We start from the raw sequence: 22241 nt of genomic DNA on the forward strand, positions 1-22241 counted from the left end.
AACCGCAACAAAGAAGGGCCGCCGGCAAGCTGCCGGCGGCCCCACGATGGCTGTCGCCTTAGAATATCGACGAGAACTGGTCGATGTTCGAGGCGTCGTAGGTGAACGGGTCGCTCATCGCGGCCGAACGGTTGTCGTCCAGCGTGATCTTGCCGACGCGGCCGATCGAGATCTCGGCGCCCGGCTCCGCCTTGGCGGTGCCCTTGATCAGGCTGTTGGCGATCATGGTCGCCGAATAGCCGAGGTCGATCGGGTTCCAGATGGCGAAGGACTTGGACGCGCCCGACTTGATGTGGGCGGCCATTTCCGACGGCAGGGCGAGGCCGGTGACGTTGATCTTGCCGATCTTGCCGGCGTCGGTCACGGCCTGCGCCGCGGCGACGATGCCGACGGTGGTCGGCGCCGAGATCGCGACGAGGTCGGGATGGGTCGAGATCAGGCCCTGGGCCTCGCGATACGACTTGTCGAACAGGTCGTCGCCATAGACGGTCGCCACGACTTCAACGCCGGGGAAATCGGCGTAGTGCTCCTTGGCGGCGGCCAGCCAGGCGTTCTGGTTGGTGGCGGTGGCGGTACCCGACAGGAAGGCCATCTTGCCCTTGCCGTCCGGCATGTTGTCGGCCGCCAGCTTGATGATCGTCTTGCCGATCAGGTCGATCGACGACGGGTCGAGCTGCACGTCGCGGCCTTCCGGCGCCACGCCGGAATCGAACGAGACGACGGTGATGCCGCGCTGCTTGGCCTTCTGAAGGGCCGGAACCAGGGCGTCGGGGTCATTGGCCGAGATGACGATCGCGTTGACCTGCTGGGCGATCAGGGCGTTGATCACCTCGATCTGGCCTTCGGCGGTCGGCTCGGTCGGGCCGGTGAAGATGATCTTCGTGTCGCCGATTTCCTTGGCCGCCTCTTCGGCGCCCTTGCCGGCTGCCACGAAGAAGCCGTTGCCGATATCCTTGGCCACCACGGCGATGCGGGTCTCGGCGACGGCGGCCGAAACGGTCGAAAGCATCAGCCCGGCAACCAGGGCCGAACCGAGGCCCAAAATCTTAGCTCTTGTCACGTGTCCCTCCTAAACAATGCGACAGATTGTCAGGCTACCATGCCAATCGCATAAGTCGAGGGTTTCGGCCTGACACTTTATGGGTGTCGCGGACCTTCCCCAAGGTTCTGCGGAACCACCGACCCTCGATCGCTCACGCGTCGTCCGGCAGATCGAAGGCCGGACGGCGGCCTAGCCGCACTTGACATGGAAAGGGCCCCGGCCGACGGTCGGAGCCCCTTCGGATCAGCGTCGGTCCGCCCTACTTGGCGCCCCACTGCTCCGGGTAGCCGGGCAGGTCCTGGCAGCCACAGAGGCTGTAGTGCAGCGCCGGCATGCGCTCGTCGATGTAGCTCGCCAGCGTCTCCTGGGTGATCGCCGGCTGCGGCAGGTTCCATTCCGGGCCGGGGACCGACTTGCCGTCAAGGATGTCCAGCGCCGCGATGATCGGCGTGCGCCACTGGTAGGTCGGATAGGACGGCGCGATAGCGACCAGGTTTTCCTTCTGCCACTTGCGCAGGAAGTCCTGCTGGTCCTCGCCGCTGATCACCGGATAGGGCAGACCAGCGTCCTCGAAGGCCTCGAGAGCGGCCGTTGCCGTATCGCCGGCGTCCATCCAGATCGCGTCGATCTTCTGGCCACGGTTGATGTAGTCCTCGACCACCGACTTCGTCTTGGCGCGGTCGCTGCCGGTGAATTCCGAACCGATCACGTTGATGCCGGCCTCGTCGAAGATCGACTTGGCGGCCGAATAGCGGGTCTCGAGCACGTCGACGCCGGGGACGATGCGGATCGCCAGGACGTTGGAGCCCTTCGGCAGCTTGCTGGCGATGAACTCGGCCGACGTAATGCCGAAGCCGTAGCCGCCGACCGGATGGATGTAGGTCACCGGGCACTTCGTGTTGACGCCGCGGTCGAACACGATGACCGGCAGCTTCTCGCAGGCAGCCTCGACGGCCGGCGTCAGCGCGGCGGTCGTGGTCGGCGAGACGATCAGCACGTCGCACTTGCCGCCGTCGAGCAGCGACTGGATGTCGGAGATCTGCTTGTCGTCCTTGCCCTCGGCGTCGAGGATGACCAGCTCCTGGATCCGGTCCTTCTGCAGGGCGGCCTCGCCCTTCATGTTGTTGAGGCCGACGACGCGCCAGGGATTGAAGACACCGGCGTTCGAGAAGCAGATCGTGTGCTTGCCGTCCTTCTTGAACTTGGCCGTATCGACCATTGCGCCGCCGAGATGCTGCTCCCAGGGCTTGCCCTCTGGGCCCTCGGCCTTGGTCGACAGCAGCTCGCGCTGCTTCTTGAATTCGGCCGGGTCGTTGAATTCCTGGGCGTAGGCCGTGGTCGAGAACGCAACCGCCAGCGTCGCCGCCAAGATCGATTTCACGTGCATCTGTCGTCTCCTCTCCATTGACGAATTGTTCGTTGAATTGCCGCCACAGCGGACAATCAGGTTGAGCGGCGATGGCGCAGGACGCTTGCCCCCACGGCCGCAATCAGGATCACGCCCTGCAGGCTGTCGCGCAGCGCCTGCGGCAGGCCGAGCAGGTTGAGCAGGGTGAACAGCGCGAACAGGCTGAGCGAACCGAACAGCGCACCGGCGACAGAGCCGCGGCCGCCGAGCAGCTGGGCGCCGCCGATGACGCAGGCGGCGATCGCCTGCAGCTCGAGCCCGCGCCCGGCATTGACGGAGACGCCGGAGAAGCCGCCAATCAGGATGCCGGCCGTGACCGCCGCGAGCGCCGAGACGACGAAAGCGGAAATGCGCGTCGGCTTCACCGGCACGCCGGCGAGTTCGGCGGCGCGCGGATTGTCGCCAACAGCGAGCAGCCGCTTTCCATAGGCCGTCCTGTGCAGGCCCCATCCCGCCAACAGCGTCGCGCCCACCAGGATGATGACGGCAACCGGCAGCGTCCCCACCAGCGGCACATCGCGCAGCACGAGCCGGCCGAGATTGCGGAAATTGTCCGGCAGATCGCCACGCGGCGCCCCGCCCGACCACGCCAGCGCCAGCCCGTTGACGAGCAGCATCGTGCCGAGCGTGGCGATGATCGACGGCACCTTGAGGAAGGCGACGATCGCTCCGTTGGCGAGGCCCACCGCCAGTCCCATCGCATAGAGGGCGACGATGACGGGCCAGGTCATCGCCGGGTCGCCACCGATCAGCATCGAGGCGGCCAGCACCACCAGCGTGACGACGGCCCCCATCGACAGGTCGAAGCCGCCAGACAGGATGACGTAGAGCTGCCCGCAGGCCAGGATCACCAGCGGCGCGGCCCGGCGCAGGAAGTTCATGAACAGCCCTGCTTCGAGATAGTTCGGCTGCAGGACCGCGATCATCGCGTAGAGCACGACGAAGATCAGCAGCGCAAAGTTGAGGCCGCGGATCGAAACGCGCCGCGACGGGCGTACCGTGTCGGGAATGGCCGTCATGCGACATGCCCCTTGTTGCGAACCGCGTAGACGGCCACGGCGGCGATGACGATCGCGCCACGCAGGACCTGCTTGAGGAAGGCGTCGACGCCGAACATGTTGAAGCTGGCGTCGAGGCTGGCGAACAGCAGCACGCCAGCGAGGGTTCCGAGCACGCCGCCCTTGCCACCCGAAAGCGCGGTGCCGCCGATGACGACGATCGCGATCGATTCCAGATCGTAGACGCCGTCGCGACCGATCCAGGGCGTGCCGGATTGCAGGCGTGCCGCGAGATAAAGGCCGGCGACGCAGGCGCCCAGACTGGCGATGACATGCGCCGCGAGGACGAAACGCTCGACGCGCAGCCCGGCGAGCTTCGCGCCGTCCGGGTTGCCGCCGACGGCATAGAGATGCGCGCCGAAGCGGGTCTTCGCCAGCACGAACCAGGCAACGATCGCCAGCACCGCCAGGAGCAGGACCGGCAGCGGCACCCCGAAAGGCGCCTGATAGGCCAGCGCCTGGAACTCGGGCGCGACGCGCCCGCCGAGATAGGTGAAGCCGGCCGCCAGCGCACCCTGCAGGATCAGCCCCGTCGACAGGGTCGCGATGAGCGGGTTGATGCCCCAACAGGCGACCAGCCCGCCATTGATCACGCCGACGACCAGCGCCAGCACGAGGCAGGCGAGGATGGCCGGAACGATCATGCCGGCGTCGCCCTGCATCAGATAGGAGGCCAACACGGCGACAGTGCTGATCAGCGCCGCGACCGACAGGTCGATCGAGCCGACCAGGATCGCGAAGGTCTGGCCGAGGCCGACGAGCCCCAGTGCGACGGTCCGCTGCAACAGGCCGCTGAGGCCGGTGAGCGATATCTGGTTGGCCTGCCCGGTCGCGAGCGCCGCGGTCACGTAGATGAAGGCCGCAAGCGCAATGACGACGAGCGGCACCGGCAGATCGCGAAAGCCCCGCCTCGTCCGGCCGGAGGAAAGCGTATCGACACTCATGACGCCATCTCCCCGGCAACTGTGGCGGCGGCGACGCCGAGCGCCAGTCGCATGACTGCGCCCTCCTCCGCGCCGGCCGGCAGTTCACCTGCGATACGGCCCTGGTGCATGACGAGGATGCGGTCGCTCACGCCGATGATCTCCGGAAGGTCGGACGAAACCATCACGATGGCCCGGCCTGAATTGGCGAGCGCCCGCATCGTCTCGTAGATCGCGGCCTTGGCGGCGACGTCGATGCCTCGCGTGGGCTCGACGAAGACGAACACGCGCGGCTCCTGCATCAGCCAGCGCGCGATGATTGCCTTCTGCTGGTTGCCGCCCGAGAGCGTCGCGATCTCCTGGCCGAAATCGCCGGCGCGCACATCCATGTCGTTGAGGCTCTGGTCGACCTCCGGCCGTGACCGCGCGCCGCCCTGCGGCGACGAGAGCACGGGAGCCATCGCCTGCAGCGTCAGCAGCGCGTTGTCACGCACCGATTGCCGCGGCGCGATGCCTTCACGCTTGCGGTCGCCGGGCAGGTAGCCGATCCCCACCGCGGCCGCTTCGCGCGGGGAGCGGAGCCGGGCGGGCTGGCCGTCGATCCGGACCTGCCCGGCCGTGAACGGCGCGTCGCCGAACAGCGCCTGCGCCAGGACGCTCTTTCGCGAGTCCTCGAGCCCGGCGACCCCGACGATCTCGCCGGCGCGGGCCACGAAGTCGATGTCGCGCAGCTGTGCGTTGCCGCCACCGCGAACTTCGAGCACCGGCGAGCCTGGTGCCGTGGGGCTGCGAGCCGGATAGAAGTCCTGCAGCTCGCGGCCAACCATGGCGGTGACGATCGCATTGACGGTCACGTCGGCGCGGTCGCGGGTCCAGACTCGGCGCCCGTCCTTCAGCACGGTGACCCGATCGGCGATCGCCATCACCTCGGGCATGCGATGCGAAATATAGATGATCGCCACGCCCTCGGCCTTCATCCGCAGGACGAGATCGAGCAGCGAACGGGCATCGCGATCGTCCAGCGCCGCCGTCGGTTCGTCCATCACCAGAACCTTGGCGTCGACCAGCATCGCCTTCGCGATCTCGACGAGCTGTTGCTCGGCGATCGACAGATCGGCGACCAGCGCGTCGGGCCGGATCGCGGAGCCGAGCCGTTGCAGCAGCGCGCGGGCGCGATCCTGCATCCGCGGGCGATCGAGCAGACCCCAGCGCGTCGGCTCCATGCCGGTGAAGATGTTTTCGGCGACCGTGCGGAACGGCAGCAAGCTGAGTTCCTGATGCACGATCGAGATGCCCGCCGCGCGGGCCTCGCGCGGATGCAGGAAGCGGACGGATTTTCCGTCCAACAGCACCTCGCCGGCATCCGGGCGGTAGCTGCCGCCCAGAACCTTCATCAGCGTCGACTTGCCCGCACCGTTCTCGCCGCAGATGACATGCACCTCGCCGGCGCGGCAGTCGAAATCGACCGCATCCAGCGCCGCGACGGCGTTGAACGCCTTGCCGATCCCGCGCATCTCCAGCACGGCGGTCATGCCGGCACTCCGCCGACCGCGACCCGCTCGCCGGCCGCCTGCCACTCCCGCCGGACGAGCGCGATGCTGTCCGCGAACAGGCGGTCCTGGTCCTCGAACAGATCGCGCCAGACCCGCGTGGCGCCGGCGAGTTCGGGAACCGCCCTTCCGAAGGCCTCGACCGTCAGCCAGCCGTCGTAGCGGCACCGCCGGAGCGCATCGAAATAGGCCGCGAACGGCACATGGCCAGTTCCCGGCACACCGCGATCATTCTCGGAAATGTGGAAGTGATTGATCTCGCGGTGGTAAACTTCGTAAGTCGCGACCGGGTGCTTCTCTTCCAGATTGGCGTGGAAGGTGTCGAACATATAGCCGTAGTTGGGATGAGCGACCTGTCGGCAGATGGCCGAGGCCTGGGCCATGGTCGACATGACGTAGCACTCGAACCGATTGACCGCCTCGGCCGAGATCAGGATGCCGGCCGGCGCGGCGTATTCCGCCAGCGACCGCATCGCCTCGACGCACCAGGCGAGCTCGTCCGAGGTCGGCCCCAGGCCGGTAAAATGGCCGACCGGCGAATGAACCGGCCCCGCGATGATCGTTCCCCCCATCGCATGGGTGCAGTCGACGAGCCATTTGTGATGGTCGCGCGCGCGCGCCCGCACCGCCGGATCGGCGCTGATCGGGTTGGCTTCCACCGGGACGGTGCCAGCCGTGGCGGCCGACAGACCGATGTCGCGCAACAGCGCGCCGAGCGCCGCATAGCGCTTCGTATCGCCGGAAAACACCGGAACTTCGACGCCGCCATAGCCGAGCGCCTTGAGCCGCTCCAGCGCCGGCCCGTGCTCGGCCGAGATTTCTGCCCCGAGCACGAGCAGATTGAATGCAACCTTCAAGACCGGTCCCCTCCGGAATCACACATTACGACCGACCTCCCAGTCATTTGCCGAAGGTTGCCACATCGGCACGATCCCGGCTTGCGACAAACGAGATTGGTAAATAGCTTAAAACGACACCGGGCTTTGGGAGGGGACCATGAACAAGCATGTCGGCGCCGATATCGACCCGAGGAACCGGCCGACGGTTTTCCGGCAGCCCGGTTCGCTGATGTATGCCGACAATTGTCGCGACCTTCAGATCGCCGCCGGCCGTGGCGAAGTGGAGCTTCGAGCCTGGACGCGTGGCAGCTATCCTGGCACGTCGCTGGGGGAGCGGCTGCCCGGCATCTGCACCACCGGTTTCTGGGATGCGAAGTTCCAGCAGAACTGGGGCCTGAAGCGCCACTGCAACGAGGGCTTCAAGATCGCGTTCCTGTCCCGGGGCAGCCTGAGGCTCATTGTCGACGACACCGAATACGAACTTCAGCAGGGCCAGTTCATCGTCATCCGGCCCTGGCAGCTGCACTCGATCGGCGAGCCCGTGGTCGGCCCCAGTCGCCTGCTCTGGCTGATCCTCGACGCCGGCCTCCGTCGCCCAAACGAAAGCTGGAGCTGGCCGGAATGGATGGTGTTCTCCGATGAGGAAGCAACGACGCTCGGCAAGATCCTGACCCAGAACAACCAGCCCGTCTGGGACGGCAACAGCGAGCTCGGCAACGCCTTCGAGGCCATCGCGTCGATCCTTTCCAGCCGCACGCCGGAGACCGGCGAGACCCGGCTCAAGGTGGCCCTCAACACCGTCATGCTCGCCCTGATCGATCGCATGCTGGAGCAGGTGCCGGCGCTCGATCCCAATCTGTCGACGGCCCAGAACACCGTTTCGATCTTCCTCCGTCGCCTGCCGGCCCGCTCCGAAGAAGACTGGACGCTCGAACTGATGGCCGAGGAATGCGGCCTGTCGCGGACGCGCTTCGCCGACTATTGCAAGCTCCTGACCAACATGAGCCCGTTGCAGTTCCTCCAGCATCTCCGGCTCGAGCGGGCGTCGGTCATGCTGCGCGATGCCAAGCGCCCCAGCATCACCGACATCGCGATGGCCTGCGGGTTCAATTCCAGCCAGTACTTCTCCTATGCGTTCCGCAAGCGCTATGGCTGCACGCCCAGGGCGCTGGCGGCGCAACAATCCGACAGCGGATCGCCGCGTGTCTCGGCCACGGCCTAGTTCTGATGGCGGCTGGTCGAAACGCGGCATGATCCAGCAACTCGGACGGATCCTGGAAAGCCCGCTCAAGCGGATCGGCATCCTGTGCCTGCTGCTGGTCGCCGCGGCCGGCGCCCTCGCGGTATTCCAGCGACACGCCCTCGTGACCGAACTCGAGCAAGAGAGCGCTGTCCTGCAGCGGCTCGTTTCACAGCGCGCGGACCAGCATGACGCGCATCTGACGGCGCTGTCGGCCATCGCGGTCGCCGCGCAGGGAGCGAGGAACGACCTCTTCCTCGATGTCGCGGCCACCATTTCGCGCTTCTATCCGCGCATCGACGAGGTGCAGCTCGTTCCATTCGATGCGCAGGACCGGACGATCGGCACCGAACCGCTCTCGCCGGAGACGACGGATCTCATCCGCTCGGCCGCGCAGGCATCCAAGGGACAGATCACCCTCCTGCCCCACCCTGACAAGCCGCACCACTATGGAATGGTGAAGCGCAGCCCGAATTCGGACGCCGCGCGCTACGGGCTGATGCTCGGCATCGATGCGCGGAAACTACTGGGCGAGGCAACGCCATACTGGTCCCGACCCGGCGTTTCGCTCGGCCTGTCGCTGCCGGACGGGCATTCCCTCCTGAGCGAGGGCGGAACTCCGACGGAGGCGATCCGGCTGTCCAAGACGCTCGGCAGCGCCTCCCAGCCGCTGGTCCTGAATACCGGAATTCGGATCGGCCTCGCCGACCTCCTTCCATGGCTCCCGACGATCCTGGTGCTCGCCGCCGTTGCTCTCGGCTATCTCGCCCTGATGGCCGCGCTTCGTCAGCGCATGCGGACGAGCGCCGCGATCGAGCAGGCCCGCCTCAGTGCGCTGGAGACGCGCCTCGCCCACGCCTCGCGCGTCAATGCGCTGGGCGAAATGGCCAGCGGCCTGGCGCATGAGCTGACGCAGCCGCTCACGGCGATCCTGGCCCAGGCCCAGGCGGGACGACGCATCCTCGGCCAGGGAGAAACGGCCGCGCTCGCGCCGGTGCTCGACGACACCGTCGCCCAGGCGCGCCGCGCCTCCGACATCCTGAAGCGCTTCCGAAACTGGTCTCGCCCGCAGCGCGCGCCGACGGTGCCGATCGACCTGCGCGACACCCTGCGCAACGTGCACGCCCTACTCGCTGCGGATGCCGCCGCCCATGGCGTTCAGCTCGCCTTCGAAACGCCTGACGCGCCGGCTCTCGTCAGCGCCGACCCCGTCGAGATGGAACAGGTCGCGTTCAACCTCCTGCGCAACGCAATCGAGGCGACGAGCGGTTCGGACGGCTCAGGGCGCGTCTCCATTTCCCTGAATCCGAATGGAAGCCAGATCGTGCTGGAAATCGCCGACAACGGACCCGGCGTGCCGGAAGACCTGCGTCCGCGCCTGTTCACCCCCTTCACGACGACCCGCGCCGACGGCACCGGCCTCGGCCTGGCGCTGAGCCAACGTCTGGTCGAACGCGCCGGAGGAGAAATCACATTGGTCGAGCAAGGCCCCGGTGCGACGTTCCGCGTCGTGCTGCCACGCCACGACGGCCGACCGGAGTCGATGCCATGAACCGCCCCGTCTACCTGGTCGATGACGACGAGGCCGTGCGCCGCGCGCTTGGGCTGCTTCTGTCCACGGTCGGCATCGAGGTCGTGAGCTTCGCCGATCCGCAGGCATTCCTGGCCCAGGTTCCGAAACTGGATCCCGGCTGCCTGGTCCTCGACATCCGCATGCCGGTCATTTCCGGACTGAAGCTGCAGGAACAGCTCGCAGCTCGCGGAATCGATTGGCCGACCATCGTCATTTCGGGCCATGGCGACATCGAGGCCTGCCGCCGGGCCTTCCGCAACGGGGCGATCGACTTCCTGTCGAAGCCAGTCGACGAGCAGGACCTGATCGACGCCATCCAGAAGGGTCAGGACGCGCTGGAGCGCGCCTTGCGCCTGCGGGCCGAGAAAGCCGAAACGCAGGCCCTGCTCGCCGGCCTGACACCGCGCGAACGCGAAGTGCTCGGCCGCATCACGGAAGGCTTCACCACGCGGGAGATCGCCGAGGGCCTCGGCCTGTCGCCGCGCACCGTCGAGAGCCACCGTGCCGCCATCGGCGCCAAGCTCGGCACCACCTCGCAGGCCGAGATGACGCGGCTATGGCTCGAAGGGCGCGAGGATCCGTAGAACTACCGAGGCAACCGCAAGCCCTACGAATGCCGCGCTGCGCGGGATCGATCTAGTTTCCTTCCATCCGCTGGAAAGGAGATCATCTTGATCCGCAAGCTCGTTTTCGCAACCGCCCTGCTCGCTCCGCTTGCCGCAACGGCGCAGGAACTGCCGACCGCCCCCTACCTGCCGCTCGACATGGCAGCCAAGGCGGCCGACGCCGCGCTCAAGGCCTGCGCCGCCGAAGGCCACAATGTCAGCGTCGCCATCGTGGCCCGCGACGGCGCGACCAAGGTGCTGCTGAAGGCCGATAATTCCGGCCCGCATACCGGGGCGAGCGCCACCGGCAAGGCCTTCACGGCCGCCGCGATGGGCCGCGACACGGCCGGGCTCGCCGAGTTCATCGCCGGCAAGCCCGCCAATGACGGCCTGCGCGACATGGATACTCGCATGGTGATCCAGGGCGGCGGCCTGCCGGTCAAGTTTGGCAAGGCGGTGGTCGGCGGCATCGGCGTCGGCGGCGCCCCCTCGGGCGACATCGACGCCAGCTGCGCGGCAGCCGGCCTCAAGGCAATCGGCGCGGCCGAGTAGGCCCGCCAAGACTGTGATGCGGCCCGCCCGCGGGCCGCATTTCCATCGACGCGATGCCGCGCCGGGACGACTTCCGACAATCGGCGCGGCCGATCGAGACAAGTTCGCCCGCATCGAACCGGGCGCATCGCGCCCAAAATCCCTTTGTTCGAAAAACAAATCTCCAATCAATCAACGGTATCGCCAAATCAAAATATCGTCGATATGAATATTTCATTTCGACCACACCTAGTTCAAATATCTAACTATTGACAATTTTATTCAATTTCCCACCCATGACACACCTCCTGAGCACAGATCAGAGGTGAAATTATGAATCATTTTCCATATTTCGGCTCCAGCCCCTATTGCTACTCTAATTCATTCGCCATGATGCTTGGCGACGCCGCGCCTGCCACGGCGGTGATCGAGTTTGCAACCGGCAGTCCCTTCGGGATGCAGCTCGTCGGCGGCACCCTACCCTTCTTCGATCCCTATGGCTGGACACCCGAAACCGGGTTCGACACCGCTCTCGAAACCATGGGCTGGGCCTCGACCGTAACGAAGGGCGGGAACGCGCCCGAAGCGCTGGGGCGGCTCCGGACCGCTCTCGCAAGTGGCCCGGTCTGGATCGGTCCCGTCGAGATGGGCTGGCTCCGGCATCAACCGGGCAAGGACGGCCCGATCGCCGCGGATCACTACGTCGTCGTGCTCGCCGTCGAGGGCGGCTGGGTCTGGATGCACGACCCGGAAGGCCATCCTTTCGCCTGCCTGCCGCTCGAAGACTTCATGGAAGCCTGGCGAGCGGAGACGCTCGACTATGGCGAGCCCTACACCATGCGGACCGGCTTCCGACGCCTGCGCTCGGTTGCCGAGGAGGACATGATCCGAGCCTCGCTCGATGCGTCCATGCGCCTGTTGTCGATGGAATGCGAACACCATCTGCCGGAAGGCACCCTCGGCAACGAGGCGGCCGCCAACACCCTCGCGGACAGGATCGAGAAGGGCTGTGACGATGGCCTTCGCGGCCACCTGATCCAGTTCGCCGTCCGCGTCGGCGCCAGGCGGCTCGCCGACGCGGCGACATGCCTCGCGCGGATCGGCGCCGTCCGCGCCGCGCGGATCGCTTCCGATCAGGCTCAGCTGGTGGGCGCGCTGCAGTATCTTCTGACGACGGGCCGGGATGCCGAAGCCGCCGCCCGACTGAGAAGACTGGCACCGAGCTACGGCCAGCTCCACGCCGCGTTGCGGGAAGAGCAACCGGCTTTGCGAACCGTGTCGACATGACCATTGACGGCCCGCCGGCCGAAGGCGCGATGAGCCCATGGTGATCAGGCAGGGCGATCCTGCGCCGTCCTGCCATTCGTTCGGCCGCGAACCGGGAGCCGGTTCGCGGTTGAGCTACCAGGTCAGGGCCGAGGTGCGCACCGGCGCATCCCAGAGCGCCGCCAGCTCGTCGTCCAGGACCGTCACGGTCAGCGAGCAGCCTGCCATTTCGAGAGAGGTGACATAGCTGCCGACCAGGCTGCGCGCAGCCTCAAGCCCCTCGGCCTGCAGGCGACGGCGCGCCGCGTTGTACACGAGATACAACTCGACCGACGGCGTGCCGCCGAAGCCGTTGACGAACAGCAGGCAGCGCGCACCCGCGGCAGGTCGGAGATCCGCCAGGATCGCATCCATCAGCTCGTTGACGATGGCATCGGCCGGCGCCATCGGCCCCCGCCGACGGCCGGGCTCGCCATGAATGCCCACGCCGATCTCGATCTCGTTTTCGGCCAGCTGGAACGTGGGCGTACCCGCGGCCGGCACCGTGCAGGAGCTCAGCGCCACACCCATCGAGCGCGTGGCCGCATTGACCCGCTCGCCCAACGCGACGAGCGTGTCCAGATCTGCACCGCGCTCGGCGGCGGCGCCGAGGATCTTCTCGACCACCAGCGTTCCCGCCACGCCGCGCCGGCCGATGGTATAGGCAGAATTGTCGACCGCGACGTCGTCGTCGACGAGAACCCGCGCGACGGGCCCGGAGGCCATCTCCGCCGCCATCTCGAAGTTCATCACGTCGCCTTCGTAGTTCTTGACGATCAGCAGGGTGCCGACATCGCTGCCGACCGCCTCGATCGCGGCCAGGATGCGATCCGGCGTCGGCGAGGTGAAGATTGCGCCCGGCACCGCGGCATCGAGCATGCCCTGCCCCACGAAGCCCGCATGCAGCGGCTCGTGACCGGAACCGCCGCCGGAGACCAGCGCGACCTTTCCGGGCGTGACGTTCCGACGTCGCACATAGCGGCGTTCGGCATCCATCTCGATCAGGTCGGCATGCGCCGCGGCGAAGCCGTCCAGGCTCTCATCCAGCACGTTCGCGACGTCGTTGATCAGCTTCTTCATGGACTTCCCCCTCGGTACGGTCACTTTTCCTGCAGGATGCGGACGATGCTGCGGACCATGTCGTGAACGGCCTCGTCCAGCAACCGGTTGGCCCGCGCGCTGCCCAGATCCGGCAGCGTGAGCTGGATCGTGCGCTGCCCGGCCCTGGCGTCCGCCGGCTGCCGTTGATCGGGATGCGCGGCATCATAGGCGGCCAGGAACTCGGCCTTCTCGGCTGGCGAGAAATGGCAGACCTGCATGATGGTTTCGATGTGATGGGTGGGGATCGCCACCCGGTAGCTGGGGCTGCTGATCTGCGACACGAAGGAACGGTTCGTGCCCAGCGCCGTCGCCAGCCTTTGCCGCGTGCCCGAGGGTCGGCTGTCCAGGACCTGACGCAGCAGTTCCTTGTAGTGCCGGATCGGCTTGGGCACGCGGGACGCCGTCATGACGATGGCGCCCCCGGTTCGCCTGACGCGGCCAGGTCGAGCCCGGCGATCACCGCCTTGACCGCCCCCGCCAGGCCCGGCTGCACCGACAAAGAGCGGAGCCCGGCGGCCAGCAGCGCCGGCACCATGACCGGATCGCCGCCGGCGTCGCCGCACAGGCTGACCTCGCGCCCGACCTGCCGGCCATGCGCCGTCACGCGGGCGATCAACGCCAGCACGGACGGATCCGCCGCCGAACCGAGTTGCGCCGAGGCGGCCTCCTCGCGGCTGATGGCGCAGGTGTACTGCACCAGATCATTCGATCCGATCGAATAGAAATCGGCGTCGAACCGCTCTGGCGTGATGGCGACGGCGGGAACCTCGACCATGATGCCCAGCGCGGGACGCCCGTGCGCGACGCCGGACGCGGCCAGCGCCGCGATCTCCGCCTCGAGCAGCGCCCGCGCCGCGGCGACCTCGCCGGGCAGCGTCACCATCGGCAGCATCACCTTGAGAGGCCCGGTCGCCGCGGCGCGCGCCAGGGCGCGAAGCTGCACGCGGAACACGTCGGGGTGGCGCAGGGACAAACGGATGCCGCGCATGCCAAGGAACGGATTGGCCTCGTGCGCCGGCGTGTAGCCCGCGATCGGCTTGTCGCCGCCGGCATCCAGCGTGCGGACCGTGACCGGCCGCCCGCCTGCCCAGGCGAGGATGCGCGAATAGGCGGCGAGCTGCCCTTCCTCATCCATCAGCCGCTCGGGGCGATCAAGGAAGAGCTCGGTCCGTACGAGGCCGATGCCGTCGAAGTGCGCCGGGTCCAGCCCGTCGAGCTCGGCCGGGTCGGCGATCGTCGCCTGCACGGCCACCCGCACGCCGTCGCGGCTGAGCGCCGGTCGCGCGGCAAAGGCGGCGGCCTCGGCTCGCCCAGCCGTCTCGGAAGCAAGGCGCGCCTTGGCCGTCGCCAGCCGGTGTTCATCCGGCTCGACCACCAGCGTTCCGGCCGCACCGTCCAGAAGCGCGTCGCCCCGAAGCGCCAGAGCCTCGTCTCCGAGACCGACCACCATCGGAAGCCCACGCCCGCGCGCCAGCATGGCGACATGGCTGGTCGGGCTGCCCTGGGCCAGGGCGATGCCCGCCCCCGCGCCCCAGCGGGCCGACAGGAACTCGGATGGCCGCAGCTCGGCGGCCAGGAGAATGGCCTGATCCGGCACCTCGAGCACCCCGCCCGCGTCGCCCAAGAGAATGGCTAGCACCCGATCGCGGATGTCCTGAAAATCGACGGCCCTCGCGCGGAAATACTCGTCATCCGACGCCTGATAAGCGGCGATCTCGGCGTCCATTGCGGCGGTCCAGGCCTCATCGGCCGGCTGGCCTGCTGCGATCGCCTCGAAGGCCGGGCGGGCCAACTCATCATCCTCGAGGAAGGCGATCTGCATGCCGACGACCTCGGCCTCGTCGCCGTCGAGACGATCCAGCAACGCGGCAAGCGCCTGGCCCGCAGAGGCGATCGCGCGGCGAAGCCTCGCCTCGTCATCGCCGGCGGACGCGGGGCCTGCCGTCTGTGACGCAGCCTCGGGTTCGGGTCGCCAGAGACGGCCCGAGACCAATCCCGGCGACGAGGCGACGCCGACGAGCAGATGCTCAGCCATGGCTGCCGCCAACCGTCGTCGCGGCGGGCTCATCGAAATTGCGGGCGACCAGCGACATCACCTGCTCGAGCGCCTGCTCGGCCCCCTCGCCGGAAGCCCGCATCCACAGCCGCGTGCCCTGCGGCGCTCGAAATCGCATGAGCTTCACCGGGCTCTTGGCGTCCACCCAAGGGCCCGCCTCATCCGTCGCGACCTCGATCGTCGCGGCGAAGGACTTGGCCAGTTGGGTCAGCTTGACCGAAGGACGGGCGTGCATTCCTGCCTCGTTGGTGAGGATTGCCGAAGCGACGACATGTTCCTGTGACATCGCTACCCCCTATGCCGACAGTTCGTCGGCGACCGCGCGGACCGTCTCCAGCGGCGATCCGCCGGAGGCCTCGGCCGCGGCGATGACGGCGCCCTCGACGATGGGCGCATTGCAGATGACGACGCGATCCCGGCGTTCCGGGGGCAGCATCTCGACCGCCATCTCGCTGTTGGTCTCGGCGCCGCCGAGATCGACCAGGATGGCGACGCCCGCATCGCTCCAGGCGGCGTCGATCGCCTCGAGGATGCGCGGCACGCTGGTGCCCAAACCGCCCGCCTCGTCACCACCGGTATAGGCCAGAGGCACGCTGTCACCCACCATCTGCCGCACCATGTCGGCGGCGCCTTCGGCCACCTTGGATGAATGCGAGACGATCACGATTCCGACGTTCATCCCGATTTCCCCTCCAGAACGGCACAAACGGCGCCGATGATCAATGATGCCGAGCGCGCCCCGGGATCCATGTGTCCGACCGAGCGCGGGCCCAGGAAGGCCGCCCTGCCGCGCAGGGCCAGCATCGGCACGGTGGCTTCGGCCGCCTCGGCGGCGACGCGCGCGATGCCGGCCGATGTTTCGTTCTCCGCCAGCGCCTTGGAAACCGGCGCCAGCACGTCCAGCAGCGTCTTCTGCCCCGGCTCCGACTTGCCGCGCGCGCCGACCGCCGCCATGGCACGGGCGAATCCGGCAGCAAAGGCCGTCCGGTCGGGGTTCTCGTCGAGCGCCTTGCCCAGTTCCATGAAGAAGGTGCCATAGAGCGGACCGGAGGCGCCCCCCATGGTCATCACCAACTTCTGGCCGAGGCCACGCAGGCCCGCCGGCAGCGGCTGCTCCGCCAGCTTGTCCGCGTCCGCCAGCACCGCGTCGAAGCCGCGCTTCATGCCGGTGCCGTGATCACCGTCGCCGATGGCCTGGTCGAGCTCGGTCAGCTCCTGCCAATGCGCTTCAACCGTGGCGGCCATCGCCTCGATCAGCTGCCGGCGCAAGGCCTGGTCGATCTGCATGCCCTTATCCTCCTAGATAGGCGCGACGCACGTCGTCATTATCCCGGAGCTCGGCCGCCGAGCCGGTCACGGAGACGTGGCCCTGCTTGAGCACATAGCCCCGGTCGGCGATCGACAGCGCCATGTTGGCGTTCTGCTCGACCATCAGGATGGTCATGCCGCGCGCCTTCCACTGCGCCAGGATCTCGTAGACCTGATCGACGAACAGCGGCGACAGGCCCATGGACGGCTCGTCGATGCACAGCAGCTTCGGCCTGCGCATCCAGGCCCGCGCCATGGCCAGCATCTGCTGCTCGCCACCGGACATCGTGCCGGAAACCTGGTTCCGTCGCTCTGCAAGACGCGGAAACATCGCCAGCGCCTCTTCGATCTGGGCGTCGAGCTCGCCCTTGGACTCGCCACGACGCACGTAGGCACCGAGCTTCAGATTGTCGAGCACCGACATCTCGGAGAACATCCGCCGCCCCTCGGGGATCGAACCGAGCCCCCGCTGGATCATCTGGTAGGCCGGCGTTCCGTTCACGCGCTGGCCGTCGAACAGGACGTCGCCGCGCGCCGCCTTGACCAGCCCCAGCACGGTCTTCACCGTGGTCGACTTGCCGGAGGCGTTGCCGCCGAGAACGACGACCGTCTCTCCCGGCATGACGGTCACATTGACGCCGAACAGCGCCTGCACCGGCCCGTAGAACACGTCGATGTCGGTCAGCGAGACCAGCGGCTTGGTATTGAGTGCCTCAGCCATCTGCGTTCACCTTTCCAAAGGCCGCAGCCGAGCGCCTCGTGCCCAGATAGGCCTCGATCACACGTGGATCCTCCAGTGCCCCGGCCGGCGTGTCATCGACGATCACCGTGCCCTGGGCCATGACGATGCAGCGTTCCGCCAGCTGGCGCACGACCTGCAGCTTGTGCTCGACCATGACGATCGTCATGCCGGGCCGGATCCGCCGCAGTTCCGCGATGATATCGGTCAGCTCGTCGGTCTCGCTGGGGTTCATGCCCGCGGCGGGCTCGTCCAGGAGCAAGATATCGGGATCCTGGACCAGCGCCCGCGCGATCTCGAGCCGGCGCCGGTTGGCATAGGACAGCGAAAAGGCCTGGTCGTTCTGGCGCGGCCACAGCCGGTCGCCGAACATCTTCATCACCTCTTCGGCCCGCGCCTCGGCGGCCGCCACCCGGGCGCGATAGCCGGGCAGCCGCAACAGCGCCGAGATCAGTTCGGTCACCGGGCCGTAGCGGCGCGGCGTGCGCCCGCCACCGATCAGCCCGACCTGGGTTCCGACCATGATGCTCTCGCGGATGGTCAGCATCGGGAACACGCGGCTGGTCTGGAAGGTGCGCGAGATGCCGAGCGCGTTGATCGCCTCGGTATGCAGCCGGTCGATGCGCCGGCCGCCCAGGCGGATCTCGCCTTCCTGGGGGCGGATGACGCCGCTGATCATCTGCAGCAAGGTCGACTTGCCGGCCCCGTTCGGCCCCACCACCGCCAGGAACTCGCCCTGGGGAACGGTGAAATCGAGCGCATTGGCCGCCACGACACCGCCGAACCGGCGCGTGACCTTGTCGATGATCAGAGCCTCCGGTCGGGCTCTGGTGATGCTCGTGCTCATCGGGTCCCTGCCAATCCCTGCGGACGGAAGCGCAGCAGAAGAAGGAGAATGGCGCCATAGGCGACCATGCGGTATTCGGCAAACTCGCGCAGGACCTCCGGCAGCATGGCCAGCAGGACGCCGCCGATCAGCGCGCCGGTGATGTTGCCGAGCCCGCCCAGCACGATCATCGAGATCAGCACGATCGACGTGTCGATCATGAAGCTCTCCGGGCTGACGAAGTTCTGCAGGAACGCGAACTGCGCGCCCGCCAGTCCGGCCAGGAAGCCCGACACCAGGAACACCAGCACCAGATATCGCGACACCGGGACACCCGAGGCATGCGCGGCGAGCCGGTCCTCGCGGATGGCGCGCCAGGTGCGGCCGATCGGCGAATTGAGCATCGCGAAGGCGATGATCACGGCGATGGCGAGGACCACCAGGGCCTGCCAGTACTGCGCCGTCAGGCTCTTCATGTCGATCCCCAGCAGCAGCGAGGGCCGCTGCACCCCAGGAATGCCCATCGGCCCGCGCGTGACGTCCACCCAGTTCAGGCAGACCAGGTAGACGATCTGGCCGATGGCCAGCGTCGCCAGGCCCACCGTGTGGCCGGACAGGCGGATCGTCGGCCAATACAGAACCGCGGCGAAGACCGCAGCCGCGATGCCGGCCAGTAGGAACGCCGCCTCGGCCGGGATGCCCCAATTGCGGCCCGCCAGCGCGGCGGCATAGGCGCCGACGCCGAAGAAGGCGGCATGGCCGATCGAGATCACGCCAGCCGAACCGGTCAGCAGGGTGAGCGACACCGCGAGCACGGCGTAAATCGCCGCCTGGGTGCCGACCTGCAGCAGGTAGTTGGAGCCACTCAGCACCGGCAGCAGGGCGAACAACGCGATGACCGCGAGCAAGACCAGCAGGGGCGCCTCGAGGACACGCTGCTTGGTGCGTCCGGTCGCGCCGGCCATCGAGGCCACGACGGACGTCGTCGGGATTCCGCCCGTGGCACCCGAAGCACCGCCCAGCGCGTCCAGCGACTTGTTGCCGAAGAGGCCGTGCGGCCGCACGATCAGCACCGCCAGCAGCACGCTGAAGGCGATGACGTCGCGCCAGCCCTCGCCGACATAGCCGGAGGCAAGGCTCTCGAAGATGCCGAGCAGGATGCCGCCGACGATGGCGCCGGGGATCGACGACAGGCCGCCCAGCAGCGCCGCGGCGAAGCCCTTGAGCCCGTAGGGGATGCCCATCTGCGGGAAGACGGACATGTAGTACATGCCGATCAGGACACCCGCCAGCGCGCCGAGCGCACCGGCGAGGCCGAACGAGAACTGGCGCATCAGCGGCACGTTGATGCCCATCTGCGTCGCCGCCTCGGGATCCTGGGCGGTGGCGCGGAGGGCCTTGCCCATCCAGCTGCGCGACAGGAACAGCATCAGTCCGGCCATGACGCCGAGGGATACGGCGATGATCAGGAAATCGACGCCGGTCAGATAGGCCGAGCCGACGAACACCACGTATTTCGAGAGCGGCGAAGGGAAGGCCTGGATCTCCGCCGACCAGATCATCTCGGCCGCCGCGTCGAAGATGATGGCGATCGCCAGCGTCGACAGCAGCGGCGCGATATAGGGCGCATTCTGCAACGGCCGCAGCGCCAACCGCTCGATCAGCATGCCGGTGGCCGTGGTAATGACGATCGCGATCGGGATCGCCACCGCGATGGGCGCGCCGAGCCTGACCATGGTGAAGGTCAGGAATGCGCCGAGCATCAACAGCGCACCTTGCGCGAAGTTGATGATGTTCGCCACCCCGAACACCAGGCTAAAGCCAAGCGCGATGAGGGCATACACGAAGCCGATCACGACCCCGTTGAGGATCTGACTCAGGAAGAGTTCCAGCATTTTCGGGAAAGCCTTGAAAGATCGCCGCCCGGCTTCCGAGGGCCCCGCGTGGGGCCCTCGGCGCAATCAGGGCCGGGAAAGGATCACTTCAGCAGCGTGTAGGCGCCGTCGGTGATCTTGAGGATCGTCAGATCCTTGGCGGGCGTGCCGTCGACGAACTTGGTCACGCCGGTCACACCGTCATAGGGCGGCAGGTCGGCAATCGCGTCGCGCAGCGCTTCGCGCGTGATCGGCTTGCCGGCATCGGCCAGAGCCTTGGCACCGGCGGTCGCGATAGCGATCGCGTCATAGGCATAGGCCGCCCAGAGGTCGGGCTCGCGGCCATACTTGGCCTTGTAGGCATCGACGAAAGCAACCTTCGTCGGATCACCCGGGAAGAAGTAGGTGGTGGTGATGACGCCGTTCGCGGCATCGCCGGCCAGCGTGATCAGCTCGGGATTGTAGAGCGTCTCCGGGCCGACAACGGTCTGCTCGAGACCCGCCTGCCGCAGCTGCTGCAGGAAGATCGCCGACGGGCCGTAGTGGCTGGCGAGCAGGATGCTGTCGACATTGGCCTGGCGGAGCTTCGTCACCAGCGGGCGGAAATCGCGGGCGTCGGGAAGCATGGCCTCGAACACCGGAACTTCCGCGCCGTCCTTCTCCAGCGCCGCCTTGGTGGCGTTGCCGACGAAGATGCCCCAGTCGTCCTGGAAATAGATCACGGCGACCCGCTTGTGCGGGGCGTTCTCTTCCAGCGCCGAGACATACTTCAGGGACATCGTGTCCTGGGTATTCGGGATGCGGAACTGGAACTTCGAGATCTTGGTGTAGTCGGGATGCGAGGACGAGGGGCTGACCTGCGGCACGCCTGCGGCGGCGAAGATCTCGCCCGCGGCGATCGAGTTGCCGCTCGTGAACGAGCCGATGGCCGCGACGACGTCCTTGTTCTCCGAGAGTTTCTGCGCGATCGCGGTCGCCTGCATCGGCTCGCCACGATCATCCTCGGTCAGCACCACCAGCGGCTTGCCGCCGATGCCGCCACCCGCATTGGTCTGCTCGACGAACAGGTTGACGGCTTCCTTGAAGCGCTCGCCATTGGCGCCGAAGCGGCCGGTCAACGGCGCGAAGAAGCCGAAGGTCACGGAATCCTGCGACTGGGCAACCGCCGGGGAAGCAAGGCCCTGCAGCATTCCGGCGGCGACGAGGGCAAGGCCGGCACGACCGAGCCAGTTCAAACGACGATTCATGATGGTTCCCGATTTTCTGGTTGGTTTTATACGAAAACCCGCGCGTCCTTTTCGGACGCGCGGGGATCAGGTCAAGCCAGTCGCAGGGTCAGCGGAACGCCTGGGCTGGTCCAGGTCTTGACGGCGGCCAGCTCCATCTCGGTGTTGCCCTCGATGATCTCGCCGCAATAGGAGAGTTCGAACGGCTCGGGCGAAACGTCGTCGCCGTAGTAGATGCAGATCTGCTGGCGCGGACCGTAGAAGCAGACGGAACCGCCGGCGGTCCCCTTCTCGGCGCGGCGCTGGCGGCAGATTTCCGTCAGCGTCAGCGGCTTCTCGTTCGGCATCACCACCGGCAGGCAGAAGTACAGCAGATCGCCGACGATCTTGCCGTGCTGGGCGATGCTGGTCACCGGCAGCACCTTGCGCAGCGCCTCGGCCACGGCCGGGAAACGATCTTCCCAGATCTCGATGGTGCAGGTGTCGCGGCCATCCATGTTGAGGATCAGTTTCATTGGCGGCCTCCCTGCTCCAGACCTTCGGCGTTGCGCGTGCCGTAACCCGGACGCATGAACCCGGTGCAGACACCCCACGGGAAGGCCGCATCCAGCCAGACATGCACGCGGTTGGCATAAGCCAGCGCCGCATCCGTCAGACGACGAAGGTCGTCCAGGCTCTCGACCGCCTGCGCCTCGGCGATATAGGTGCGGATCAGACCCGAGGCATGCTCGAGACCGAACAGCTCGAAGAAGCCCGCCTTGCGGCCGACCATCTCCGAGATGACGACCTTCAGCGTCGCCAGGTCGGTTTCGGGGCGATCACACATCAGGCGGACGACCCACATGGTCTCGTCGGCCAGCGAGCGAGCCGTGCCCTCGGCGAAGATCAGCGGGGTCAGATACTGACCGCGCGAGCCCACGCCGCGCACGCCTTCGCCGCGCGATAGAATACGAATCTCTTCAGGCTGCTTCAGCCAGATAGCCTCGCACTCGCGCCCAAACAGCGCGATGGCTTCTTCCAATGCCATGGGTCCTCCG

At 67.3% G+C, this 22241-nt stretch carries 23 protein-coding genes; 5 read left to right on the plus strand and 18 right to left on the minus strand.

All coding sequences use genetic code 11. The features are described from left to right. Window positions 1–58: 58 nt before the first annotated feature. The 6 genes from rhaS to G539_RS25000 form a co-directional block, all read right to left on the minus strand. The gene (gene rhaS / locus G539_RS0115130; RefSeq protein ID WP_051231772.1) at window positions 59–1009 is read right to left on the minus strand and encodes a rhamnose ABC transporter substrate-binding protein; all 951 of its coding nucleotides are present in this window, start codon (window positions 1007–1009) and stop codon (window positions 59–61) included. A gap of 292 nt (window positions 1010–1301) precedes the next feature. Then, window positions 1302–2429 (minus strand): substrate-binding domain-containing protein, encoded by a 1128-nt coding sequence (locus G539_RS0115135; protein WP_051231450.1) that lies wholly within the window; start codon window positions 2427–2429, stop codon window positions 1302–1304. 56 nt (window positions 2430–2485) lie between these two features. Next, window positions 2486–3469, minus strand: coding sequence for an ABC transporter permease (locus G539_RS0115140; protein WP_029075942.1), 984 nt, complete (start codon window positions 3467–3469; stop codon window positions 2486–2488). Then, window positions 3466–4452: an ABC transporter permease gene (locus G539_RS0115145; protein ID WP_029075943.1), complete on the minus strand. Its 987-nt coding sequence runs from the start codon at window positions 4450–4452 to the stop codon at window positions 3466–3468. The genes G539_RS0115140 and G539_RS0115145 overlap by 4 nt, the downstream gene beginning before the upstream one ends. Continuing rightward, window positions 4449–5963 carry a sugar ABC transporter ATP-binding protein gene (locus G539_RS0115150; RefSeq protein WP_029075944.1) on the minus strand — a complete coding sequence of 505 codons (1515 nt, stop codon included), beginning with the start codon at window positions 5961–5963 and terminating at the stop codon, window positions 4449–4451. Before G539_RS0115150 ends, G539_RS0115145 begins: the two co-directional genes overlap by 4 nt. After that, the gene (locus G539_RS25000) at window positions 5960–6838 is read right to left on the minus strand and encodes a sugar phosphate isomerase/epimerase family protein (RefSeq protein ID WP_051231452.1); all 879 of its coding nucleotides are present in this window, start codon (window positions 6836–6838) and stop codon (window positions 5960–5962) included. The genes G539_RS0115150 and G539_RS25000 overlap by 4 nt, the downstream gene beginning before the upstream one ends. A 139-nt stretch (window positions 6839–6977) precedes the next feature. Here G539_RS25000 and G539_RS25005 point away from each other — a divergent pair, with 139 nt between their 5' ends. From G539_RS25005 to G539_RS25010, 5 genes are all read left to right on the plus strand, one after another. Continuing rightward, a complete protein-coding gene (locus G539_RS25005) occupies window positions 6978–8042 on the plus strand; it encodes an AraC family transcriptional regulator (protein ID WP_051231454.1) in 1065 nt (354 codons plus the stop codon). Between the two features lie 28 nt (window positions 8043–8070). After that, window positions 8071–9612, plus strand: a complete 1542-nt coding sequence (locus tag G539_RS0115165; RefSeq protein ID WP_051231456.1) for a sensor histidine kinase — start codon at window positions 8071–8073, stop codon at window positions 9610–9612. Further along, window positions 9609–10217 (plus strand): response regulator transcription factor, encoded by a 609-nt coding sequence (locus G539_RS0115170; protein ID WP_029075946.1) that lies wholly within the window; start codon window positions 9609–9611, stop codon window positions 10215–10217. The genes G539_RS0115165 and G539_RS0115170 overlap by 4 nt, the downstream gene beginning before the upstream one ends. Window positions 10218–10304: 87 nt before the next feature. Then, on the plus strand, window positions 10305–10790 hold the full coding sequence (locus G539_RS0115175) for a GlcG/HbpS family heme-binding protein (RefSeq protein WP_029075947.1): 486 nt from the start codon (window positions 10305–10307) through the stop codon (window positions 10788–10790). Window positions 10791–11102: 312 nt separating this feature from the next. Then, window positions 11103–12056, plus strand: a complete 954-nt coding sequence (locus G539_RS25010) for a hypothetical protein (protein ID WP_051231458.1) — start codon at window positions 11103–11105, stop codon at window positions 12054–12056. 114 nt (window positions 12057–12170) lie between these two features. Here G539_RS25010 and dhaK read toward each other — a convergent pair whose 3' ends face one another. From dhaK to G539_RS25015, 12 genes are all read right to left on the minus strand, one after another. Further along, the gene (gene dhaK, locus G539_RS0115185; protein ID WP_029075948.1) at window positions 12171–13154 is read right to left on the minus strand and encodes a dihydroxyacetone kinase subunit DhaK; all 984 of its coding nucleotides are present in this window, start codon (window positions 13152–13154) and stop codon (window positions 12171–12173) included. Window positions 13155–13174: 20 nt separating this feature from the next. Then, window positions 13175–13582 carry a hypothetical protein gene (locus tag G539_RS0115190; protein WP_051231460.1) on the minus strand — a complete coding sequence of 136 codons (408 nt, stop codon included), beginning with the start codon at window positions 13580–13582 and terminating at the stop codon, window positions 13175–13177. After that, a complete protein-coding gene (locus G539_RS0115195) occupies window positions 13579–15210 on the minus strand; it encodes a phosphoenolpyruvate--protein phosphotransferase (RefSeq protein WP_029075950.1) in 1632 nt (543 codons plus the stop codon). Before G539_RS0115195 ends, G539_RS0115190 begins: the two co-directional genes overlap by 4 nt. Continuing rightward, window positions 15203–15517: an HPr family phosphocarrier protein gene (locus tag G539_RS0115200; RefSeq protein WP_029075951.1), complete on the minus strand. Its 315-nt coding sequence runs from the start codon at window positions 15515–15517 to the stop codon at window positions 15203–15205. Before G539_RS0115200 ends, G539_RS0115195 begins: the two co-directional genes overlap by 8 nt. 9 nt (window positions 15518–15526) lie before the next feature. After that, on the minus strand, window positions 15527–15910 hold the full coding sequence (gene dhaM / locus G539_RS0115205) for a dihydroxyacetone kinase phosphoryl donor subunit DhaM (RefSeq protein ID WP_029075952.1): 384 nt from the start codon (window positions 15908–15910) through the stop codon (window positions 15527–15529). Then, window positions 15907–16518, minus strand: coding sequence for a dihydroxyacetone kinase subunit DhaL (dhaL, locus tag G539_RS0115210; protein WP_084640027.1), 612 nt, complete (start codon window positions 16516–16518; stop codon window positions 15907–15909). Before dhaL ends, dhaM begins: the two co-directional genes overlap by 4 nt. Window positions 16519–16522: 4 nt before the next feature. Continuing rightward, window positions 16523–17260: an ABC transporter ATP-binding protein gene (locus tag G539_RS0115215; RefSeq protein ID WP_029075954.1), complete on the minus strand. Its 738-nt coding sequence runs from the start codon at window positions 17258–17260 to the stop codon at window positions 16523–16525. After that, window positions 17253–18125: an ABC transporter ATP-binding protein gene (locus tag G539_RS0115220; protein WP_051231463.1), complete on the minus strand. Its 873-nt coding sequence runs from the start codon at window positions 18123–18125 to the stop codon at window positions 17253–17255. Before G539_RS0115220 ends, G539_RS0115215 begins: the two co-directional genes overlap by 8 nt. Next, a complete protein-coding gene (locus G539_RS0115225; RefSeq protein ID WP_029075956.1) occupies window positions 18122–19999 on the minus strand; it encodes an ABC transporter permease in 1878 nt (625 codons plus the stop codon). The genes G539_RS0115220 and G539_RS0115225 overlap by 4 nt, the downstream gene beginning before the upstream one ends. An 83-nt stretch (window positions 20000–20082) precedes the next feature. Next, complete coding sequence (locus G539_RS0115230; RefSeq protein WP_084640028.1) at window positions 20083–21225, minus strand: ABC transporter substrate-binding protein; 1143 nt, start codon at window positions 21223–21225, stop codon at window positions 20083–20085. A 71-nt stretch (window positions 21226–21296) separates the two neighbouring features. Then, window positions 21297–21719, minus strand: coding sequence for a hypothetical protein (locus G539_RS0115235; protein ID WP_029075958.1), 423 nt, complete (start codon window positions 21717–21719; stop codon window positions 21297–21299). Beyond that, window positions 21716–22231 (minus strand): cucumopine synthase-related protein, encoded by a 516-nt coding sequence (locus tag G539_RS25015; RefSeq protein ID WP_051231465.1) that lies wholly within the window; start codon window positions 22229–22231, stop codon window positions 21716–21718. The genes G539_RS0115235 and G539_RS25015 overlap by 4 nt, the downstream gene beginning before the upstream one ends. Window positions 22232–22241 lie beyond the last annotated feature (10 nt).

This window comes from Kaistia adipata DSM 17808 (assembly GCF_000423225.1).
Classification (GTDB): domain Bacteria; phylum Pseudomonadota; class Alphaproteobacteria; order Rhizobiales; family Kaistiaceae; genus Kaistia; species Kaistia adipata.

Excerpts from the sequence above, each read along its gene's own strand:
- G539_RS0115220 (WP_051231463.1), bottom strand. The coding sequence starts at position 18,125 with ATGAGCACGAGCATCACCAGAGCCCGACCGGAGGCTCTGATCATCGAC.
- G539_RS0115145 (WP_029075943.1), bottom strand. The coding sequence starts at position 4,452 with ATGAGTGTCGATACGCTTTCCTCCGGCCGGACGAGGCGGGGCTTTCGC.
- G539_RS0115200 (WP_029075951.1), bottom strand. The coding sequence starts at position 15,517 with ATGTCACAGGAACATGTCGTCGCTTCGGCAATCCTCACCAACGAGGCA.
- rhaS (WP_051231772.1), bottom strand. The coding sequence starts at position 1,009 with ATGCTTTCGACCGTTTCGGCCGCCGTCGCCGAGACCCGCATCGCCGTG.
- G539_RS0115190 (WP_051231460.1), bottom strand. The coding sequence starts at position 13,582 with ATGACGGCGTCCCGCGTGCCCAAGCCGATCCGGCACTACAAGGAACTG.
- G539_RS25005 (WP_051231454.1), top strand. The coding sequence starts at position 6,978 with ATGAACAAGCATGTCGGCGCCGATATCGACCCGAGGAACCGGCCGACG.
- G539_RS0115235 (WP_029075958.1), bottom strand. The coding sequence starts at position 21,719 with ATGAAACTGATCCTCAACATGGATGGCCGCGACACCTGCACCATCGAG.
- dhaL (WP_084640027.1), bottom strand. The coding sequence starts at position 16,518 with ATGCAGATCGACCAGGCCTTGCGCCGGCAGCTGATCGAGGCGATGGCC.
- G539_RS0115225 (WP_029075956.1), bottom strand. The coding sequence starts at position 19,999 with ATGCTGGAACTCTTCCTGAGTCAGATCCTCAACGGGGTCGTGATCGGC.
- G539_RS0115230 (WP_084640028.1), bottom strand. The coding sequence starts at position 21,225 with ATGAATCGTCGTTTGAACTGGCTCGGTCGTGCCGGCCTTGCCCTCGTC.
- G539_RS0115215 (WP_029075954.1), bottom strand. The coding sequence starts at position 17,260 with ATGGCTGAGGCACTCAATACCAAGCCGCTGGTCTCGCTGACCGACATC.
- G539_RS25010 (WP_051231458.1), top strand. The coding sequence starts at position 11,103 with ATGAATCATTTTCCATATTTCGGCTCCAGCCCCTATTGCTACTCTAAT.
- G539_RS0115170 (WP_029075946.1), top strand. The coding sequence starts at position 9,609 with ATGAACCGCCCCGTCTACCTGGTCGATGACGACGAGGCCGTGCGCCGC.
- G539_RS0115140 (WP_029075942.1), bottom strand. The coding sequence starts at position 3,469 with ATGACGGCCATTCCCGACACGGTACGCCCGTCGCGGCGCGTTTCGATC.
- dhaM (WP_029075952.1), bottom strand. The coding sequence starts at position 15,910 with ATGAACGTCGGAATCGTGATCGTCTCGCATTCATCCAAGGTGGCCGAA.
- G539_RS0115135 (WP_051231450.1), bottom strand. The coding sequence starts at position 2,429 with ATGCACGTGAAATCGATCTTGGCGGCGACGCTGGCGGTTGCGTTCTCG.
- dhaK (WP_029075948.1), bottom strand. The coding sequence starts at position 13,154 with ATGAAGAAGCTGATCAACGACGTCGCGAACGTGCTGGATGAGAGCCTG.
- G539_RS0115195 (WP_029075950.1), bottom strand. The coding sequence starts at position 15,210 with ATGGCTGAGCATCTGCTCGTCGGCGTCGCCTCGTCGCCGGGATTGGTC.
- G539_RS25015 (WP_051231465.1), bottom strand. The coding sequence starts at position 22,231 with ATGGCATTGGAAGAAGCCATCGCGCTGTTTGGGCGCGAGTGCGAGGCT.
- G539_RS0115150 (WP_029075944.1), bottom strand. The coding sequence starts at position 5,963 with ATGACCGCCGTGCTGGAGATGCGCGGGATCGGCAAGGCGTTCAACGCC.
- G539_RS0115165 (WP_051231456.1), top strand. The coding sequence starts at position 8,071 with ATGATCCAGCAACTCGGACGGATCCTGGAAAGCCCGCTCAAGCGGATC.